Below are 19225 nucleotides of genomic sequence, written 5' to 3' on the forward strand. Positions count from 1 at the left end.
TCCATAAGAGCTTGGCGTTGTTCCTTTCACAATACCTTTCTTTCTTTTTTACGATGCTCCAATTCTAGCTTAAGGGCGGTTTGTGCGTAGGTGGAAAACGGCCGCTCTTTTATTTCTTTTGCCACTTCTCGCTGTATCCGTTTCGGGTTTTTACGCCGTTGCAGTTGTGCAGGGATAGCAGCGGCTGTATGGCATTTGTCCAATAACGCGAGCATCGGTCCATTGACAAACGCCAACACTTCTTCCGGTTTCGGTTCCGAACCAAACACGTAGCGAACCGCTTTTAAGGTCTCATTTTCCCTTTGTTCCACCACCCCAACCCAAAATTGGCCATCGTAAAAAACCGTCAGCTTCATGAAAGGTCCCTCCTTTAGAAATTGCCAACAGCGATGGACATCCCAAGGAGGGGAAGGTTACTGACACTCGTTTCCGAGTGCGCCCGGACTACCAACCGGGACCGTGTTTTTACGCTGTCTACGTTTATTATACGTACTGCATCCTCTCATATAGAAGCCGTTCTTTGCTATTTTCTATCGAAAAAAGACCTAACCGCTCACCGGTTAGGTCTTACTTCATTATTTTTTTAAGTTATAGAACGATTTGATCCCGTTGTAGATCGCCGTGTCGCCAAGCTGATCTTCGATGCGGAGCAATTGATTGTATTTCGCGACGCGGTCGGTGCGGGAAGGCGCCCCTGTTTTAATTTGGCCGGCGTTTGTCGCTACGGCGATGTCAGCGATCGTGCTGTCTTCCGTTTCACCGGAGCGGTGGGAAACAACCGCCGTATATCCCGCGCGTTTTGCCATTTCAATCGCATCAAATGTTTCGGTTAACGTGCCGATTTGGTTGACTTTAATCAGAATCGAGTTGCCAACTCCTTTTTCGATTCCTTCCGCCAGTTTTTTCGTATTTGTTACAAACAAGTCGTCGCCGACAAGCTGTACTTTTTTGCCAAGACGTTTGGTTAATAGTTTATGGCCTTCCCAGTCGTTTTCATCTAAGCCGTCTTCGATGGAAATGATTGGGTATTTCGAAACAAGTTCTTCATACCAAGTAACCATTTCTTCGGACGTTCTTACAATGCCTTCGCCTTCCAGATGGTATTTTCCATCTTCTTTATTGTAAAGCTCAGAAGAAGCAACGTCCATCGCCAGCATAACTTCTTCGCCTGGTTTGTAACCAGCTTTTTCAATCGCTTCGATAATCGTTTGCAGCGCTTCTTCGTTCGATTTTAAGTTTGGCGCGAATCCGCCTTCGTCACCAACCGCAGTATTGTAGCCTTTTGCTTTTAATACGGCTTTTAAGCTATGGAAAATTTCTGCGCCCATGCGAAGCGCTTCACGGAAGCTTTTCGCGCCGACAGGCATAATCATAAATTCTTGAATGTCCACGTTGTTATCGGCATGTGCGCCGCCGTTTAAAATGTTCATCATTGGCACTGGCAATGTTTTGGCGTTAAATCCGCCAAGGTATTGATATAATGGCATGTCTAATTCATCTGCTGCTGCGCGCGCGACTGCCAGTGATACCCCTAAAATCGCGTTGGCGCCTAATTTGCTTTTGTTTTCCGTGCCGTCTAATTCAATGAGCGTTTTGTCAATGCCGACTTGGTCTGTCACTTCAAAGCCGATAATCGCTGGAGCGATAATTTCATTGACGTTTTCCACCGCTTTTAATACGCCTTTGCCAAGATAACGGCTTTTATCGCCGTCGCGCAATTCCACTGCTTCGTATTCTCCTGTTGATGCACCGCTTGGCACTAATGCGCGGCCAAAGCCGCCGTCTTCCGTATATACTTCGACTTCTACCGTTGGGTTGCCGCGCGAGTCCAATACTTCACGTGCATATACATCTACAATTGCAGACATGTTCACACTCTCCTTTATTATTTCATAATTAATGTTTTTCCTGTCATTTCTTTTGGCTGTGGCAAGCCAAGCAAATCAAGCATGGTTGGGGCTAAATCTCCTAAAATGCCGTCTTTGCGAAGTTCGATTCCTTTTTTCGTGACGATGACCGGAACCGGATTTGTCGTATGCGCGGTTTGCGGTTTGCCGTCCGGCGTCAATACTTCATCCGCGTTTCCGTGGTCTGCCGTAATAATGGCGATGCCGCCTTTTGCAATAATCGCATCCACGACCTTGCCAAGACACTCATCAACCGCTTCGATTGCCTTAATCGTCGGTTCTAATTTTCCTGAGTGACCGACCATGTCCGGGTTCGCATAGTTTAAAATGATCGCATCATATTTATCCGCTTCAATTTCTTTTAGGAGCGCATCCGTTACTTCGTAAGCGCTCATTTCCGGTTTTAAGTCATATGTGGCAACTTTTGGCGAGTTGATTAAAATGCGGTCTTCGCCTGGAAACTTCTCTTCTCGTCCGCCGTTCATAAAAAACGTCACATGCGGATATTTTTCCGTTTCCGCGATGCGAAGCTGGCGCAATCCGTGTTGCGATAGGACTTCACCAAGCGTATTATCCAAATTCGTCGGTTTAAACGCGACATAGCCTTTTACCGTTTCGCTAAAGTGCGTTAAGCATACAAAGAACAAGTTTTTCGGATGTTTCGGACCGCGGTCGAACTCGCGGAAGTCTTCGTTTGTAAACGTGTTGGAAATTTGGATCGCCCGGTCTGGACGGAAGTTGTAGAAAATGATCGCATCTTCGTCCTTAATCGTTGCCACCGGCGAGCCGTCTTCGCGCACGATGACCGATGGAAGCACGAATTCATCGTAAATGCCATGTTTATAAGAGTCTTCGATACATTCAAGCGGATCGCGATAGGTTGGTCCTTCACCATAAACCATCGCGCGATATGCTTTTTCGACGCGCTCCCACCGTTTGTCGCGGTCCATCGAGTAATAACGGCCGGATAATGTCGCGATTTCCCCGACGCCATACTCTTTTATTTTTGCTTGCAATTCTTTGATATATTTCGGCGCCGTTTGCGGTCCGACATCGCGGCCATCTAAAAAGCCGTGGATGTAGACGTTTTTTACGCCTTCTTTAGCGGCTAATTTTAATAGCGCATATAGATGGTTAATATGGCTATGAACACCGCCGTCAGAGAGAAGACCAAAAATGTGCAAATTCGTTCCTTTTTCTTTGACATGATTCATCGCCGCTAAAAACGTTTCGTTGCGGTCAAACTCTCCCTCGCGAATCGCGATGTTGACGCGCGTTAAGCTTTGGTAGACAATGCGGCCGGCACCGATATTTAAGTGGCCGACTTCCGAGTTTCCCATTTGTCCTTCTGGAAGACCGACCGCCTCGCCGCATGCAGTTAATGTAGCGTGCGGATATTCATTCCAATAACGGTCAAAGTTCGGTTTTTTTGCTTGTGCGATCGCATTGCCATACGTTTCTTCGCGAAGTGCAAATCCGTCTAAAATAATTAACGCTACTGGTTTTTTACTCATGTTGTCCAGCCTCCACTAGTTGTAAAAATGATTTCGGATCGAGGCTTGCACCGCCGACAAGGGCGCCATCAATATGTTCCTGCGCTAAAAATTCGCGAATGTTTTCCGGTTTGACGCTGCCGCCGTACTGAATGCGTACTGCTTCGGCCACTTCCGGCGAAAAGATTTTGGCAATGACCGAACGGATATGACCGCACACTTCATTGGCATCTTCCGCCGTCGATGATTTGCCAGTTCCGATCGCCCAAATTGGTTCATAGGCGATCACCACTTGTTTTGCTTGTTCCGTGGTTAAACCGGCAAGCGCTTTTTCTACTTGCGCGCCAACAATGTCATTCGTTTTGCCGCTTTCCCGTTGTTCTAACGTTTCACCGCAGCAAACGATCGGAATTAATCCATGCTTAAAGGCAGCATGTACTTTTTTATTGACTGTTTCATCCGTCTCCGCAAACATTTCACGGCGCTCGGAATGACCGATAATCACGTAAGTCACACCGATATCTTTCAGCGCAACTGGACTAATTTCGCCAGTAAACGCTCCTTTGTCTTCAAAATGCATATTTTGCGCGCCGATTTTTAAATCAGATCCTTGTACGTTTTGAACAAGCCGGTCCAAAAACAAAAATGGCGCACAAATGACAGAGTCTATTTGTTCTGCCGGTGGAACAAGCTGTTTTACTTCTTCCACGAAGCTTACTGCCTCCGGCAATGTTTTATGCATTTTCCAGTTTCCAGCGATAATGCGTTTTCTCATCATCTATCCCTTCCTTTCTAAGAAAGGAGTGAGCGTATTATTTATCGTTTAACGCCACCACTCCAGGAAGTTGTTTTCCTTCCATAAATTCAAGCGATGCGCCGCCGCCGGTAGAGATGTGGTCCATCTTTTCCGCTAAGCCGAATTTTTCTACCGCCGCTGCCGAATCACCGCCGCCGATGACCGAATATGTATCGGCAGCATCCGCTAACGCTTGGGCCACTGCTTTCGTTCCTTCGGCAAAGGCATCCATTTCAAATACGCCCATTGGGCCGTTCCACACAACCAGCTTCGATTTCATAATGACATTGCGATATAGTTCGCGTGTTTTTGGACCGATATCCAGCGCTTCCCAATCGCTTGGAATCGCATCAATCGCAACGACTTTCGTATTGGCGTCGTTCGCAAACCGATCGGCTACGACGACGTCAACCGGCATATAGAAGTTAACTCCTTTTTCTTTGGCTTTTTCCATAAATGATTTGGCCAATTCAATTTTATCTTCTTCCAGCAGCGATTTGCCAACTTCATGGCCTAGCGCTTTCACGAACGTATACGCCAGCCCGCCGCCGATAATCAAATTGTCCACTTTGTTAAGCAAGTTTTCGATGACACCGATCTTATCTTTTACTTTCGCACCGCCAATAATCGCCGTAAATGGACGGTCTGGATTGGACAGCGCTTTTCCTAACACTTCAATTTCTTTTTCCATTAAAAACCCCGCAACGGCTGGCAAATAATGGGCAATTCCTTCGGTAGACGCATGGGCGCGGTGAGCAGCACCAAACGCATCGTTCACATAAATGTCCGCTAATTCAGCAAAAGCTTTCGCCAGCTCTGGATCGTTTTTCTCTTCTCCTGGATAAAAGCGGACGTTTTCCAGAAGCAACACATCGCCTTCCTTCATGCTGGCGATCGCTGCTTTTACCGCATCCCCGTATGCTTCATCTGTTTTTGTTACCTGTTTGCCGAGCAGCTCGCTTAACCGTTTAGCCACCGCATTTAAGCGCAGCTCTTCGACAACTTTTCCTTTTGGACGGCCAAGATGGCTCGCCAAAATCACTTTGGCACCTTGTTCAATTAAATAACGAATCGTCGGAAGTGCGGCGCGAATGCGTGTATCATCCGTAATCACGCCATTTTCCATCGGCACGTTAAAGTCAACGCGGCAAAACACACGTTTTCCTTTCACATCGACGTCCCGAACCGTCTTTTTGTTCATGGCCCTATGCCCCCTTTTTGATAATATCATTCCCACAAACGAAGAGGAGTGGGGATCATTCCCCCGCTCCCCCTCCACCATCCTATTATAGACTTGACTGAGCGTGAAAAACAACGATTATCCTTATAGGCCTTTTGACGCAATATATTCGGCAAGATCCACAACGCGATGAGAGTAGCCTGTTTCGTTATCGTACCAAGAAACGACTTTCACCATTTTTCCTTCAATAACCATCGTGGAAAGCGCATCGATTGTCGAAGAAGCAGTGCTGCCGTTATAGTCACGAGATACGAGCGGCTCTTCACTGTAAGCCAGGATGCCTTTCAATTCGCCTTCCGCAGCTTCTTTCAATGCCGCGTTGACTTCTTCTACCGTTACTTCTTTTTCAAGCTCCGCAACAAGGTCGACAACTGACACGTTTGGTGTCGGTACACGCATTGCCATACCGTTTAGTTTACCTTTTAGTTCAGGCAGTACAAGCGCAACAGCTTTTGCCGCACCAGTAGTTGTCGGAATAATCGATTCCGCAGCAGCACGGGCGCGACGCAAATCTTTATGAGGCAAATCCAAAATTTGTTGGTCGTTCGTATACGAGTGAACCGTCGTCATCATGCCGCGGACAATGCCAAATTTTTCATGAAGCACTTTAGCAAACGGAGCCAAGCAGTTTGTTGTACAAGAAGCGTTAGAAATAATATGATGGTTTGCCGGATCGTATTTGTCTTGGTTTACGCCCATAACAATCGTAATGTCTTCATTTTTTGCCGGCGCAGAAATAATGACTTTTTTCGCTCCAGCTTCTAAATGTTTTGCCGCATCCTCACGTTTTGTGAAACGGCCTGTCGATTCGACAACAATATCAACCCCTAATTCGTTCCATGCTAGTTGAGCTGGATCGCGTTCCGCTTTGACAACAATTTCTTTTCCGTTTACAACGATATTATTGCCATTCACCGATACTTCTGCGTCTAGCTTTCCATGAACCGAGTCATATTTCAACAGATGAGCCAATGTGTTTGCATCCGTTAGGTCATTGACGGCGACAACCTCAATGTTTGGATTTTTTAATGCAGCGCGAAATACGTTGCGGCCGATACGGCCAAAACCGTTAATACCAATTTTTACTGCCATGAATAGCTCCTCCTTAAAAAATAGTTTATGATAAAGGGATATTACTCCCCTAACAACGCTTTTGCCGCACCTTCATCAGTGATTAAAATCGAATGCGGGGCCCTTTTCATATACGCTTGAATCGCTTTCGCCTTCGACGCTCCTCCAGCAACCGCAATGACGTGTTCGACATGCGGGAGGTCTTCAAGCTGAATGCCGACCGTTTTCACTTTATGAACAACTTCCCCTTTTTCGTTAAAGTAATAGCCAAACGCTTCTGCAACCGCATGACGTGCTTTTATTTTCTCCATATCCTCTTTTCTCGTTTTCCGGCGCTCTGCCATAGTGATAGCATCTCCTATTCCATGCACAACCATGCGGCACGACTTAATGAGTTCCAGCATTTCTTTTACAGCCGGCTCTTCAATTAACGATTCATACGCTTCGCGGCTAAGATGGTCCGGAACGTGAAGAAGGCGGTAATTTCCTAGCGCTTTTTCCGCCATTTTCGCGCAAATGGTATTGGCCTGGTTTTCCACGTTTTCCCCTAAGCCGCCTCGTGCGGGAACAAATAAAAGATCGTTTAACTTCGCATCCGGTGTCATCATCTCGGCCACCGCAGCCATTGTGGTGCCTCCTGTTACTGCCACAATGTCGCCATTTTTCAGCCGCTCTTTCATGCAGGTGACGCAGGCTCTTCCCATCTCTTTTTTTACCCAAGGAGAAAGGTCGCTATCCCCAGCCACAACGATGGCTTTTTCAATATGCAGCTTTTGTTTTAGCGCTGTTTCTAAATCTTTTAGCCCCAGCACTTCCCTCATGACATCCTCGAGCGTATGCAGCAATTCCTTGCCTTCAGGCGTTAAGCTCGTGCCGATTGAACCTACTGCCAACAAATTTTGCTCTTTTAAAAACTGCACCTCGGAACGAAGCACACGCTCGCTCATTCCCAAACTGTTCGCCAGCACCCGGCGCCCGACCGGCTGCATGAGGGAAATATAGTGCAATATTCGATAACGTTTTTGCATCACTTCCAGAAGATCGGGCAATAATTTCTTTTGAGCTTCGATTAACGATTGCATCGATCCCTTCTCCTTAGCTATGGATATTATATGGACATTAATTGTCCCAGTGTGACTTATTATGTCCCACTGTTGCAAAAAGAATTCCTCCCGCGTCAATTTTATTGTAACAGGAGGAATACGATTGTTCAACTTCTTTCCGCTTCCAGTAAGCGCTTTCTTATGACATCTTTTTGAACCATCCCAAAATCCACTTCTTCCCCATCGATCTCGACTACAGGAATCATTAATTGATATTTTTCCAGCAGCATGTCGTCTTGATAAATGTCGATTTCATTGATTTGAAAGGGGAACTCGTTTTGCAGCTCTTGCAAGACTTGTTTCGCTTTATCGCATAACGGGCAATTCGTTTTGGAATATAAATTGATCTTCATGGTTTGTCCCTTCCTTATCCATACTGCTTTCGCTTTGTCGATGATGGAATATGCAGCTGCTCACGGTATTTGGCGACCGTTCTCCGCGAAACGGCGATGCCGTATTGCTCCTGTAACAATTCAGCAAGCTTTTGGTCAGAGAGAGGCTGTTTTTTGTCTTCCGCCTCTATGAATTGCTTAATTATCATTTTTACTTTTACCGAAGAAGCAGCATCCTCCTCTGTGTAAGCGGAAGAAACAGAGCTGGAGAAAAAGCGGCGCAGTTCCACGGTGCCAAACGGTGTCTGCACATATTTATTTTTCACCGCACGGCTGACAGTAGATTCATGAATGCCCAGTTCCTCAGCTACTTCACGCATCGTAAGGGGCTTTAACGCAGCAAATCCCGCTTCCAAACATGGCAGCTGTTTATCGACAATAACGGCCATAATATTTAACAACGTTCGTTTGCGCTGCTCTAAGCTTTTGGCAAGCCATAAAAACTGCCGATATTTATCTTTGACGAAGCCGTGGACTTGACTGTCGCGATAATGGGTCATTTGCTGTTCATACGTCCGATTCCAGACCAGTTCCGGATGCACATCGTCGTTAAAGAAAATGCACCATTGGCCTTCCGGACCGCGTTCGACAATCAGATCGGGGATGATAAAATGCGGCATCTCCTTTGTATAATGAATGCCAGGACGCGGTTCGAGCGTGCGGATTAAATCCCAAACACGCTGCAACGAAGCGATATCGACCCCAAGCTGCTTCGCCAGCGTTTTCCATGATTTTTCAGCAAATAAAGAAAAATGATGCTTGATGATTTGTTCGGCGAATTCATCCCGCTCTGGCAAACGCTGCAGCTGCAAATATAAACATTCTTCCAAGCTGCGTGCGCCCACGCCAGCTGGCTCTAATGACTGCACGATTTCAAGCGCCTTTTCCGCTTTCTCCCTTGAAATAGCTAATTGATCAGCAATTTCCTCCAGCTCGATCCGCAAATAGCCGTCTTCATCAAGGGAAGCGATGAGGTAACGCACGACGCGTTCTTCCTGTTTTGCAAGCGAAAGCGCCGGCAGCTGCGCCATTAAATGCGCCGAAAGCGTTTCTGAACGTGTGCTCATATTTTCCAGCCATTGCTGTTTGTCTTTCTCCGATAAGCGGCGCCCGCTTTGCTTCCAGCGATGATCGCGAATTTCCAAAAAAGGATTGTCGAGCGACTGTTCGTATAAAAAAGACTGCAGCTCTGCAGCAGAGTACTGCAATAATTCAATCGCCTGCGTCAGTTCTTTTGTCAGCGCCAGCTTCAGCCGCTGCTCTTGCAATAATTCCGCCCTCATCATCCATCCCCCTTTTCTTCTATTGTACACTACTGCCCCCACGGAATGGTATAGAAATAATTTAACAACGCAGTGATGGACATTCCAATGTCTGCTTTAGCCGAACACAGTCTATAGCAATATATATATTCAATAAATGTAAAAAACCTGCCGCAAATTACGACAGGTGACTTTTTCGGCAAGCTGTAAAGATCTTTTCTAATGTGAAATGATTATGAATAGCTCAATATTCCGTTTATAGAATTAATAAAGGAATCTCCATAAATAAAAAGTTGCATAGGCTTCCCAGTTTGTCCATCTTGAAAATAGCTTTAAAATTTCATCTTTAGAAGGTTTATTCTCCGAGCCCATCAAATGTTTAATGGCGTTGTGCAGTCCGACATCATCAATGGGAAAAGCAGAAGGAATTCTCAGGCAGCGCATCAAAACATAGTTTGCCGTCCAAGGCCCAATTCCCCGGATATTTACTAACATCTTTTCCGCTTTTTTATAGTTCCCCGCGCCCATCAAAAGCTCTTTCGTCAATTTTCCTTCCGATATGAGTTTCGCCACTCCAATTAGATATTCGCTTTTCTTGGCTGTCATTTGTAATGCCGTTAAATCACTGACCTTCAATGCCGCGATTTCATGGGGGGATGGAAATATCCAATATTGTTCTCCATCCCACTCTACGTGTCGACCGAAGGTTTCCACAAAACGCCTTTTTAATGTATACGCAAAGGTAAGATTAATTTGCTGTCCAATGATCCCCCAGCACAGAGCCTCAAATAAATCGGGAATTCCGATAAGACGAAGTCTATAAAATTCACTGACTGCTTTTTGCAGCAAAATATCGCTTTTACAGTTTGATTTTGAAATCTTGCTTTTATATTGTAAAACCGTACATACGATCTGGTTTCAAGGTATACTATAGGTAATCTACCATCGATGGAGGTAAACGAAATGAAAATGAAAATGAAAACACAACGAAAACAAGGGGATATTCAACGTGTACCTCATCACGCGAATGAAACAGGTGCCATTGTGGAAAATTTGACAGATGAAATATGGCAAGCCATTGTTTCAAACGATTCATCCTATGACGATAAATTTTTCTATGCTGTAAAGAGTACGGGTATCTTTTGCCGGCCTTCTTGCAAATCCCGTGCTCCAAAAAAAGAAAACATTCTCATTTTTCGCAGTGCCCAGCAAGCCCTATCGGAAAACTTTCGCCCATGCAAACGATGCAAACCAACTGGAGAGCGTTTGCCAGATGAGGATTGGGTGGACCAAATCACACAATGCATTGAAACGAATTACAGTGAACCTTTAAATTTAAAAATATTGGCGGATATGTGCCATGGAAGCCCTTACCATTTGCACCGTACGTTTAAACGGATCAAGGGGATTACCCCAGCCGAATATATCCGGAAGGTAAGGATTTCCAAATCAATTCAATATCTTGCCACTTCAGATAAAACCATTACAGAAATTTCTTTGGCAGTTGGCATTCCTAATACAGCATACTTTATCACTTTGTTTAAAAAAGAAACGGGTTATACGCCGGCAGATTATCGCCAATTAATTAGCGATGGAGGCGTTAAATAATGGTGTCAAAAAATAATCTAACGGTTTATTGGACTTTGTTTGTGTATGAACAATGGAAAATGTATATAGCTGCGACATCAAATGGGCTTTGTTACGTGGGTTCTCCGAATAAGCTATTTGAAGAGCTGTCCAATTGGGTAAAGAAACACTTACCGAATAGCGTTTTAGTGCAAGATGATAAAAAATTGCAGCCTTATACAGCCGAATTAACAGAGTATTTCTGGGGGCAGCGCAAGACCTTTGTACAGCCTCTTGATTTATACGGCACACCATTTCAATTATCCGTGTGGAACGCATTGCGCAAAATTCCGTACGGGCACACGCGGTCTTACTCGGAAATTGCGAATCATATTCAAAAACCGTTTTCGGTACGTGCAGTTGGAGCCGCTATTGGCGCCAATCCAGTTTTAATTGTCGTACCTTGCCATCGTGTGATCGGTAAAAATGGAACACTGACAGGATATCGGGGCGGTTTGGAAATGAAGAAACAACTGTTACAGTTAGAAAATGAAAGTTCGCTTATAGGAGAGAGATACCTGCATGCCTAATAATATCACGAAGCACATTGCCTCATTGGATTAATGTTACTGTAGAGCCTTTGGAGGATTTCACATGAAAGTCGAATTTTTTTACAAATACCCGAAGACACTGCTAAATAAAGGAACAGGTTTCTTTCTGGATATAGCTATTCTTTAAATCCGTATGCTGGTTGTGCATTTGGTTGTTCATACTGCTATGTGCGTCAAATGCCTGCTTCGATGTTCCGTAAGGAGGAATGGGGGAGCTGGGTAGACATAAAAAGAAATCGGCAGATTTACTGCGCAAAGAACTTTAGGTATTAAAAGCGATTTGGTCAACAGACTAAAACCTGCCGCAATTGCGGCAGGTTTTGCATTGATACGCCCTCGGCAGGATTCGAACCCACGCTAAGAGAACCGGAATCTCTCGTGCTATCCACTACACTACGAGGGCATCATGTTCAGTTGCATGTTCAATTATAGTAGAAACTTCTCCAAATTGCAAGAGGGAAAATGTGTTTAAAAAATGGAAAAGAGGTTATGATGAAAAGAGGGATGTTTGACATCGTTCACGAATAATTATAAATGTAAGGTCGAAGGTGTTTCGTTTGACCTTCATTGACCATTAAGGTATGATAAAAATACATATGATTAGTCAATGGCAAAGGAGGAAACTTCATGTATTTAATCCCTACCGTTATCGAACAAACCAACCGCGGAGAACGTGCGTATGACATTTATTCCCGCTTATTAAAGGACCGCATTATTTTTCTCGGCACTCCGATTGATGATCAAGTAGCGAACTCGATCGTCTCTCAGCTGTTATTTTTAGCCGCGGAAGATCCGGAAAAAGACATTTCGCTTTATATTAACAGCCCAGGCGGTTCGATTACGGCCGGCTTAGCGATTTACGATACGATGCAATTTATTAAGCCGGACGTTTCGACGATCTGCATCGGCATGGCGGCATCTATGGGAGCATTTTTGCTCGCTGGCGGCGCCAAAGGAAAACGATTCGCTTTGCCAAACAGTGAAATCATGATCCATCAACCGCTTGGCGGCGCTCAAGGTCAAGCAACGGAAATCGAAATTGCCGCTAAACGCATCCTTTTCTTGCGTGATAAGTTAAATCGCATTCTCTCTGAAAATACGGGTCAGCCGATTGAAGTGATTGAACGCGATACCGACCGTGACAACTTTATGACGGCGCAAAAAGCGCAAGAATACGGAATCATTGACCGCGTATTAACGCGCTCGGATGAAAAGTAAAATAAAAAGGCTGCTTCGCTATCGTGTGAAGCAGCCGCTTTTTTATTTCTCTTTTTGCACATAGCTGGCCAGCTTTTCAATCGCAGCCTTTTCGTCGGGTCCGTCCGCGATCAACGTAATGACAGAACCGCTGCTAATCGCTAGACTCATTAGTCCCATAATGCTTTTGGCGTTTACTCGCTTTCCGTCCTTTTCCACAAAAATATCAGAAGAAAAGCGATTCGCTTCTTGCACAAACAACGCAGCAGGGCGCGCCTGCAACCCCGTTTTTAATTTGACTTCTACTTGTTTCTCGATCATTCTCCATCTCCCCTTTTATTTATAATGATTTATGAAAATCAACAGGCTTTCCAGCCCGCAGCCGTTCGGCAATTTCATCGATTTTGCGCAAGCGGTGGTTAATCCCCGATTTGCTGATCTTACCCCCGGATACTAATTCGCCTAATTCTTTTAGCGTCACATCTTGATACTTCATTCGCAATTCGGCAATTTCCCTCAGTTTATCCGGGAGGGAGCTTAATCCGATCGTTTCGTCAATGTAGCGAATGTTTTCGACTTGACGGAGCGCAGCGCCAATCGTTTTATTGAGATTGGCCGTTTCGCAGTTGACAAGCCGGTTGACCGAATTTCTCATATCACGCACAATGCGAATATCTTCAAAGCGCAGCAGCGCTTGATGGGCGCCGATAATATTTAAAAACTCGGCAATTTTTTCTGCCTCTTTTAAATAAGTAATAAACCCTTTTTTTCGTTCCAACGTTTTCGCATTCAGAAAAAAATGACTGTTCATTAATTCACATAATGAATTGTTATGTTCTTCATAAAGGGAAAAAATCTCTAAATGGTACGAGGACGTTTCTGGATTGTTGACCGATCCGCCGGCAAGAAACGCGCCTCGCAAATAAGAACGCTTACAGCACTTTTTTTTCACTAATTCCGGCGAAATCGCGTGAATTAGTGAAAAATCCTCCTTCAATATTTTCAAATCTTTTAAAAGCTCATGCGCGCCATCAATAACGCGGACAATGTACACATTATTTTTTTTCAAACGCATTTTTTTGCGGACGAATAGTTCTACCGTGACGCTATACCCTTTCTTTAGCAAAGTGTAAATTCTCCGCGCAATGGCAGCGTTTTCCGTTTGTACATCGACAATCATTTTCCGGTTGGAAAACGACAAGGAGCCGTTCATGCGGAGAAGGGCGGACAATTCTGCCTTTAAGCAGCACGGCTTGACTTCTAAATTGGTCAGCTCTTTTTTTGTCTCTGACGCAAACGACATGTATCGTCACCTCCATTAGTTCAACGCGCGCCATTAGGAAGAAGGAGGTGCTGTAATCAGCGAAAGAAGCAATGACGCCACTTTTTTCGTATCATGACGGATGACTTGATCCTCATAGCTGACGATATGATCGCGGATCACGCGAATCCCTAATTCCGCAAGCCGGTCGCTGTCATCTTGCACCGGTTCCGCCAGCTCTTGTGCATAGCGTTGTTGAATGTCTTCCGGAATTTGGCCGTTATTGACAACGACCACATCAAGAAAGAAACATCCCATATGGTCATGCAGGGCTTTGACATGATCGCTGACCGTATAATGCAGCGTTTCTCCCGCCTGGGTCATAATGTTGCATATATACACTTTTTTTGCCTTCGCCTGGCAAACTTCCTGGCCAATTTTCGGCACGAGCAAGTTCGGCAAAATGCTCGTATATAAACTCCCCGGGCCAACAACGATTAAATCGGCCTGACGAATCGCTTCAATCGTTTCCGGAAGCGGTTCAATATCTTCCGGGGTCAAAAACACTCTTTTAATTTTTTTTCCGGAATAAGGGATTTTTGACTCCCCAGAAACAATGGCGCCGTCTTCCATTTCCGCATGAAGGACAACACTTTTATTCGCTGCCGGCAACACTTGCCCGTGTACGTTCAACACCTTGCTCATCTCACGGATCGCCTTGACGAAATCTCCCGTAATCGACGTCAGCGCTGCCAAGATTAAATTTCCCAATGAATGACCTGACAATCCATTGCCGTTTTGAAAACGATGCTGGAACAATTCAACGATAAGCGGTTCGACATCTGACAGCGCCGCCAACACGTTGCGCACATCCCCTGGCGGCGGAATTCGCAATTCATCGCGCAATCTCCCTGAACTGCCCCCATCATCGGCGACAGTGACAATCGCCGTAATATCAATATCATGATACTTTAGCCCGCGCAATAATACAGGGAGCCCTGTGCCGCCGCCAATGATGACCATTTTTGGTTGCATTTTCTCTTTCATTTATGCTTTTCCTTTCTCCTCTCCATGTCACGGTGGGACACAATCGTTTTATAATCAGCGGAAAAATGACGAGCGATATATTCAGCGATCGCCACCGAACGGTGCTGTCCTCCCGTGCAACCGATGGCGATGACAAGCTGACTTTTACCCTCCCGTTTGTAATGCGGAAGCATAAAGGTCAATAAATCGATCAATTTTTCAAGAAATTTTTGCGTTTCTCCCCACTTTAGCACATACGAAGCCACTTCTTCATCCAATCCCGTTTTCGGCCGCATATGATCAATATAGTGCGGATTCGGCAAAAAGCGCACGTCAAACACTAAATCGGCGTCAATCGGAATGCCGTATTTAAAACCAAACGACATGACATTGACCGTAAATGTTTGTTGAGCGTGGGAAGAAAATTGCTGTAAAATTTTTTCGCGCAGCTCCCGCGGCTTTAAATCAGATGTATCATAAATAATTTGCGCACGCCCCTTCAGTTCCTCGAGCAATTCCCGCTCCAAGCGAATCCCTTCCAGCGGCAGGCCGTTTGGCGCGAGCGGATGCGTCCGTCTCGTTTCTTTATAGCGCGCCACCAGCGTCGAGTCTTTGGCGTCTAAAAATAAAATTTGCGGCGTCACCCATGATTGCTCGGCCAGCTCGTCTAGCGCCGTAAACAGGCTGTCGAAAAAGTCGCGGCTCCGCAAATCCATCACTAATGCTACTTTATTCATTTTATTCCCTGACTCTTTCATTAGCTCCAAAAATTTTGGAAGCAGCGTCGGCGGCAAATTATCGACACAAAAAAAACCTAAATCTTCAAAGCTTTGAATCGCAACCGTTTTCCCCGCTCCGGACATTCCGGTAATAATCACCATTTGAATTTGGTTATTTGCCGAACCTTGTTCCATCCTTTCCCCCCTCCTTTCTGTCAACTGGGATCTAACCGGTAGGAAAGCAGCTCGAAGTCTTCCGTATATATAAACGTCCCGTACATCACGCCCGATCCCTTTAAAGCATATTCTAAAATATGATAATCCCCCGGTGCCATCGGCAGTTCATGGATGGCTTCCACCGGGTGCCACTCTAGCTTGCCTTCTTCGCAATACGGAACGTTTTCCCCATCGAATTGTTCAGCAAAAAACGTAAACATCATCCATTCGGAGACGATTTGTTCCCCAGATTTCATCACAATCGTAAAAACCCCTTTAAGCTTTGGGTTTTTTAAGTAAATCCCCGTTTCTTCACGATATTCGCGAATACACGCTTCACGGACTGATTCTCCTTGTTCCATCTTTCCGCCCGGGGCTACCCACCATCCCCGCTTTGGCTTTTGCAATAACAGTACTTTTCCGTCTTTTAGCAAAACGCAGTTCGTTACGCGCTGCAACACGCTCACCTCAACATTGCTTCATGCAAAAGTTGTTGCAATTCCATCTATATTTATTATACTATTTCTCCCAATTCGCTACAATGAAGAAAAGCAGCGGGAGGGCACGCAGCCGAACGGTCCTTTTTGAGCTGCAGAAACTGCCTCTTTCCCATCCAAAGTTCTTTTGCCCCAAAAATTCATATATTTCCCAAACAAAGAGACGATCGTCCCATCTTCACGTATTACAAAAAAAAGAGCACGGGAAAGGGTACCCGTGCTAATGAAAAAAGATCTATATAAAAGGGGGTCAATTACTTACTTTTAGCATACAAAAAAAATGTTTCATATGTGTTACAGGCGGATTAAACATCCGTTACATTTGATTACTTTATGTTTAATCTTTCTTTTAGCTCTTCCACATAATGTTGTGCGCTTTGTGCGGCAATGCTTCCATCGCCGGTTGCCGTTACGATTTGCCGCAGCGATTTTTCACGGACATCGCCGGCGGCAAAAATGCCTGGTACTTTTGTTTCCATCCGTTCGTTGGTCTCAATATACCCGTTTTCGTTCGTAATACCAAGGTTTGCAAACGGCTTCGATAACGGAAGCATGCCGATGTAAATAAATACGCCGTCGCACGGAAACTCGCGCTCTTCTCCCGTCTGCGTATGAACGAGCGTCACACTGCCGACTTTCCCGTCTTTCTCATTAATACGCTTCACCGTATGATTCCAGATAAAGTCGATTTTTTCGTTCGCAAACGCGCGGTCTTGCAATATTTTTTGCGCACGCAGCTGATCGCGGCGGTGAACGATCGTCACTTTATTGGCAAAGCGGGTTAAATATACTCCTTCTTCAACCGCAGAATCGCCGCCGCCAACGACAACAAGATCTTTTCCTTTAAAGAACGCCCCATCACAGACAGCACAATAAGAAACACCGCGGCCGCCAAGCTCCGCTTCACCAGGTACGCCAAGCTTCTTATATTCCGCTCCGGTCGCAATGATGACCGCACGCGCTTTATATTGCTTATCGCCAACGACGACCGTTTTATATTCTTCGCCATCGATAATTTCTTTCACATCACCATACGCATATTCGGCGCCAAATTTTTTGGCGTGTTCAAACATTTTTGTCGCCAGTTCCGGACCTAAAATATTTTCAAATCCTGGATAGTTCTCGACATCTTCTGTATTGACCATTTGCCCGCCCGGAACACCGCGTTCAATCATCAGCGTTGACAAATTAGCGCGAGATGTATAGACAGCGGCAGTCATTCCTGCTGGTCCGGCCCCCGCGATAATGACGTCATAAATTTTTTCTTCTGACACGTTGTTTCCACTCCTTCATCGATTAATCTTTCCACCATTATCGTATAGAAGTTCTAAATTAGCGTCTATTGATTTGCTCAAGACAATAAGCTTCTCACTCTTTTTACATATTTTTGCACAGTTGACAGCGAAACATGATATTTTGCAGCTACCGATTTTTGCGTGACGCTCATTCCTTGCTGCTTGCGCCATACATATTCCATGGCTGCCGCCCAAGCCGGATGGTTCGTAAACGGCTCATTGTCTCTAATGGCGTTAATGGCTACAGAAAACCATGAAATATATAATGTTTCCTCCATTTCCTCATTGTTCGCCATGAGCGTCTTTACAATCCGGTCGATATTGGCGACATAAGGAGGCAACATTTCTTCCATACGAAATAGAAAATAATCAATAAATGGGCGAAGGAGCGGATGGGCAGGCAAATAGCGGCGAAGCACTAACGAAACCGCAATATCGCTTTTATACGGCGATTGACTAAACAAATACAGCCCATATAATATTTCAGCCGTGTTTTTGCGATAAAACCAGCGGATAATGCGTTGAAGTTCTTCATCAAGCGGCGGAGCGGAGAAAACCCACGGTTCCTCCCCTTGTTTATCCGGATTTAAAGTGACGACTTTTTCCCAAATGTGTTTTGCGAACGGCTCATGCCCAGTATAATAAGCGGCATGCGCAAGCCAATAATAAAAAGCTTCATCGCCGTCGTAACCGATTTTATATAAATGGTATAGCCAGCGAAACGCAAGATCAAAACGACCGACAAGGGCAAATGTCGCTCCAAGCTTATAGCGGTGTTCGATAAAAAATGGATATACGCGCGACAACGTTTCACAAAGCTCATTGACCTGGCGTCCATCACGCAAATAATAGTGGAAAGCCAGCTGATTGCAAAGTGCATGCAGATTGCCTGGATTGCGCTCCAGTACTTGTGTGACGATCTCCTGGGCTTTTTGTACATTTCCATTGTAAAAATAGGCGAGCGCTAAGTTGTTATAAGCGGACCAAAATTCAGGGTAGCTGTCGACCATCGTTTCTAATAAAACGATCGCTTCGTCAAATTTTTCTTTTTCCAATAAATAGCGAGCCCGTTCCTGCATGGCAATTAAATTTTCGTGTTCATCCGCCTCTTCTTCGCGGTCCATTTTTAACAATTCCAATAAATCGGCTAGATCTTCAGCAAAATCGCCGTTTGGTTCATGCTTTAAATATAGCTCTGCATATTTTATGGCTTCGCGGAATAAACCGAGATAGGCAAAGTTATTCGCTAAAAAATAAAAACATTCATACATCGTTTCGTCCAATTCATGGATAATTTTAAACAGCCATTGATTGGAGAACTGATACTCCCCAAGCTCCGCCAGCACCAAGGCAAGCTGCAGGGCAAAGGAAGCATCTTTTTCATCGTATTGGACGGCGCGTTCGAAATATTTTTTCGCTTTATATAAATCGCCGAGCTGATACGCCTTCATTCCTTTTTTAAAAAAGTATTCTCCGCTTTGGATAAATGGCACAATCGTTGCTTTTTGCCGCGTTGGCTTTAGTTGTTTTTTCATTGAACCCTCCATCTTTTGTTGAATTCACGAAAACATCT

19 protein-coding genes, 1 tRNA gene and 2 pseudogenes are annotated in these 19225 nt (G+C 45.0%); 4 read left to right on the top strand and 18 right to left on the bottom strand.

What is annotated here, in order from left to right; translation table 11 throughout:
* Positions 1-26: 26 nt before the first annotated feature.
* The 10 genes and pseudogenes from HT574_RS06275 to HT574_RS06320 form a co-directional block, all read right to left on the bottom strand.
* On the bottom strand, positions 27-356 hold the full coding sequence (locus tag HT574_RS06275; protein WP_254698606.1) for a YjdF family protein: 330 nt from the start codon (positions 354-356) through the stop codon (positions 27-29).
* A gap of 219 nt (positions 357-575) precedes the next feature.
* Positions 576-1868 carry a phosphopyruvate hydratase gene (eno, locus tag HT574_RS06280; protein WP_175243914.1) on the bottom strand — a complete coding sequence of 431 codons (1293 nt, stop codon included), beginning with the start codon at positions 1866-1868 and terminating at the stop codon, positions 576-578.
* A 17-nt stretch (positions 1869-1885) separates the two neighbouring features.
* Complete coding sequence (gene gpmI, locus HT574_RS06285) at positions 1886-3421, bottom strand: 2,3-bisphosphoglycerate-independent phosphoglycerate mutase (protein ID WP_042410553.1); 1536 nt, start codon at positions 3419-3421, stop codon at positions 1886-1888.
* On the bottom strand, positions 3414-4175 hold the full coding sequence (tpiA, locus tag HT574_RS06290) for a triose-phosphate isomerase (RefSeq protein WP_175244190.1): 762 nt from the start codon (positions 4173-4175) through the stop codon (positions 3414-3416). Before tpiA ends, gpmI begins: the two co-directional genes overlap by 8 nt.
* A gap of 37 nt (positions 4176-4212) precedes the next feature.
* Positions 4213-5397: a phosphoglycerate kinase gene (locus HT574_RS06295; protein WP_175243915.1), complete on the bottom strand. Its 1185-nt coding sequence runs from the start codon at positions 5395-5397 to the stop codon at positions 4213-4215.
* Between the two features lie 123 nt (positions 5398-5520).
* Positions 5521-6528, bottom strand: coding sequence for a type I glyceraldehyde-3-phosphate dehydrogenase (gap, locus tag HT574_RS06300; protein WP_017435717.1), 1008 nt, complete (start codon positions 6526-6528; stop codon positions 5521-5523).
* A gap of 41 nt (positions 6529-6569) precedes the next feature.
* Positions 6570-7589, bottom strand: coding sequence for a sugar-binding transcriptional regulator (locus HT574_RS06305; RefSeq protein ID WP_175243916.1), 1020 nt, complete (start codon positions 7587-7589; stop codon positions 6570-6572).
* A gap of 128 nt (positions 7590-7717) precedes the next feature.
* On the bottom strand, positions 7718-7963 hold the full coding sequence (locus HT574_RS06310) for a glutaredoxin family protein (protein ID WP_175243917.1): 246 nt from the start codon (positions 7961-7963) through the stop codon (positions 7718-7720).
* 14 nt (positions 7964-7977) lie between these two features.
* Positions 7978-9285 (bottom strand): RNA polymerase factor sigma-54, encoded by a 1308-nt coding sequence (gene rpoN / locus HT574_RS06315; RefSeq protein WP_175244191.1) that lies wholly within the window; start codon positions 9283-9285, stop codon positions 7978-7980.
* A gap of 243 nt (positions 9286-9528) precedes the next feature.
* Positions 9529-10125: pseudogene (locus tag HT574_RS06320) on the bottom strand (DNA-3-methyladenine glycosylase family protein); the annotation flags it as partial.
* 108 nt (positions 10126-10233) lie between these two features.
* Between HT574_RS06320 and HT574_RS06325 the strand changes: the two are divergent.
* From HT574_RS06325 to HT574_RS19825, 3 genes and pseudogenes are all read left to right on the top strand, one after another.
* Positions 10234-10872 (top strand): bifunctional transcriptional activator/DNA repair enzyme AdaA, encoded by a 639-nt coding sequence (locus HT574_RS06325; RefSeq protein ID WP_175244192.1) that lies wholly within the window; start codon positions 10234-10236, stop codon positions 10870-10872.
* Positions 10872-11420 carry a methylated-DNA--[protein]-cysteine S-methyltransferase gene (locus HT574_RS06330; protein ID WP_175243918.1) on the top strand — a complete coding sequence of 183 codons (549 nt, stop codon included), beginning with the start codon at positions 10872-10874 and terminating at the stop codon, positions 11418-11420. Before HT574_RS06325 ends, HT574_RS06330 begins: the two co-directional genes overlap by 1 nt.
* A 64-nt stretch (positions 11421-11484) precedes the next feature.
* Positions 11485-11704: pseudogene (locus HT574_RS19825) on the top strand (radical SAM protein); the annotation flags it as partial.
* A 68-nt stretch (positions 11705-11772) separates the two neighbouring features.
* Here HT574_RS19825 and HT574_RS06335 read toward each other — a convergent pair.
* Positions 11773-11844: transfer RNA gene (locus HT574_RS06335), tRNA-Arg, on the bottom strand.
* 224 nt (positions 11845-12068) lie between these two features.
* Between HT574_RS06335 and clpP the strand changes: the two genes are divergently transcribed.
* A complete protein-coding gene (gene clpP, locus HT574_RS06340; RefSeq protein WP_017435708.1) occupies positions 12069-12659 on the top strand; it encodes an ATP-dependent Clp endopeptidase proteolytic subunit ClpP in 591 nt (196 codons plus the stop codon).
* Between the two features lie 42 nt (positions 12660-12701).
* Here the strand turns inward: clpP and HT574_RS06345 are convergent, their stop codons facing one another.
* From HT574_RS06345 to HT574_RS06375, 7 genes are all read right to left on the bottom strand, one after another.
* Positions 12702-12959 (bottom strand): HPr family phosphocarrier protein, encoded by a 258-nt coding sequence (locus tag HT574_RS06345; protein ID WP_017435707.1) that lies wholly within the window; start codon positions 12957-12959, stop codon positions 12702-12704.
* Positions 12960-12978: 19 nt separating this feature from the next.
* Positions 12979-13941, bottom strand: coding sequence for a DNA-binding protein WhiA (whiA, locus tag HT574_RS06350; RefSeq protein WP_175243919.1), 963 nt, complete (start codon positions 13939-13941; stop codon positions 12979-12981).
* A 33-nt stretch (positions 13942-13974) separates the two neighbouring features.
* A complete protein-coding gene (locus HT574_RS06355) occupies positions 13975-14946 on the bottom strand; it encodes a gluconeogenesis factor YvcK family protein (protein WP_175243920.1) in 972 nt (323 codons plus the stop codon).
* A complete protein-coding gene (rapZ, locus tag HT574_RS06360) occupies positions 14943-15839 on the bottom strand; it encodes an RNase adapter RapZ (protein ID WP_017435704.1) in 897 nt (298 codons plus the stop codon). The genes HT574_RS06355 and rapZ overlap by 4 nt, the downstream gene beginning before the upstream one ends.
* Positions 15840-15859: 20 nt before the next feature.
* Positions 15860-16318, bottom strand: a complete 459-nt coding sequence (locus HT574_RS06365) for an NUDIX hydrolase (protein ID WP_175243921.1) — start codon at positions 16316-16318, stop codon at positions 15860-15862.
* Between the two features lie 365 nt (positions 16319-16683).
* Positions 16684-17631, bottom strand: a complete 948-nt coding sequence (trxB, locus tag HT574_RS06370; protein ID WP_061580142.1) for a thioredoxin-disulfide reductase — start codon at positions 17629-17631, stop codon at positions 16684-16686.
* A 77-nt stretch (positions 17632-17708) separates the two neighbouring features.
* The gene (locus tag HT574_RS06375) at positions 17709-19187 is read right to left on the bottom strand and encodes a tetratricopeptide repeat protein (protein WP_175243922.1); all 1479 of its coding nucleotides are present in this window, start codon (positions 19185-19187) and stop codon (positions 17709-17711) included.
* Between the last annotated feature and the right edge of the window lie 38 nt (positions 19188-19225).

Origin of the sequence: Parageobacillus sp. VR-IP, assembly GCF_013357975.1 — a bacterium.
In the GTDB taxonomy this organism is placed as follows: Bacteria; Bacillota; Bacilli; order Bacillales; family Anoxybacillaceae; genus Saccharococcus; species Saccharococcus caldoxylosilyticus.

Excerpts from the sequence above, each read along its gene's own strand:
- HT574_RS06275 (WP_254698606.1), bottom strand. The coding sequence starts at position 356 with ATGAAGCTGACGGTTTTTTACGATGGCCAATTTTGGGTTGGGGTGGTG.
- HT574_RS06310 (WP_175243917.1), bottom strand. The coding sequence starts at position 7,963 with ATGAAGATCAATTTATATTCCAAAACGAATTGCCCGTTATGCGATAAA.
- HT574_RS06330 (WP_175243918.1), top strand. The coding sequence starts at position 10,872 with ATGGTGTCAAAAAATAATCTAACGGTTTATTGGACTTTGTTTGTGTAT.
- rpoN (WP_175244191.1), bottom strand. The coding sequence starts at position 9,285 with ATGAGGGCGGAATTATTGCAAGAGCAGCGGCTGAAGCTGGCGCTGACA.
- gpmI (WP_042410553.1), bottom strand. The coding sequence starts at position 3,421 with ATGAGTAAAAAACCAGTAGCGTTAATTATTTTAGACGGATTTGCACTT.
- clpP (WP_017435708.1), top strand. The coding sequence starts at position 12,069 with ATGTATTTAATCCCTACCGTTATCGAACAAACCAACCGCGGAGAACGT.
- whiA (WP_175243919.1), bottom strand. The coding sequence starts at position 13,941 with ATGTCGTTTGCGTCAGAGACAAAAAAAGAGCTGACCAATTTAGAAGTC.
- HT574_RS06355 (WP_175243920.1), bottom strand. The coding sequence starts at position 14,946 with ATGAAAGAGAAAATGCAACCAAAAATGGTCATCATTGGCGGCGGCACA.
- tpiA (WP_175244190.1), bottom strand. The coding sequence starts at position 4,175 with ATGAGAAAACGCATTATCGCTGGAAACTGGAAAATGCATAAAACATTG.
- HT574_RS06325 (WP_175244192.1), top strand. The coding sequence starts at position 10,234 with ATGAAAATGAAAACACAACGAAAACAAGGGGATATTCAACGTGTACCT.
- gap (WP_017435717.1), bottom strand. The coding sequence starts at position 6,528 with ATGGCAGTAAAAATTGGTATTAACGGTTTTGGCCGTATCGGCCGCAAC.
- eno (WP_175243914.1), bottom strand. The coding sequence starts at position 1,868 with ATGTCTGCAATTGTAGATGTATATGCACGTGAAGTATTGGACTCGCGC.
- HT574_RS06375 (WP_175243922.1), bottom strand. The coding sequence starts at position 19,187 with ATGAAAAAACAACTAAAGCCAACGCGGCAAAAAGCAACGATTGTGCCA.
- HT574_RS06305 (WP_175243916.1), bottom strand. The coding sequence starts at position 7,589 with ATGCAATCGTTAATCGAAGCTCAAAAGAAATTATTGCCCGATCTTCTG.
- rapZ (WP_017435704.1), bottom strand. The coding sequence starts at position 15,839 with ATGGAACAAGGTTCGGCAAATAACCAAATTCAAATGGTGATTATTACC.
- HT574_RS06345 (WP_017435707.1), bottom strand. The coding sequence starts at position 12,959 with ATGATCGAGAAACAAGTAGAAGTCAAATTAAAAACGGGGTTGCAGGCG.
- HT574_RS06295 (WP_175243915.1), bottom strand. The coding sequence starts at position 5,397 with ATGAACAAAAAGACGGTTCGGGACGTCGATGTGAAAGGAAAACGTGTG.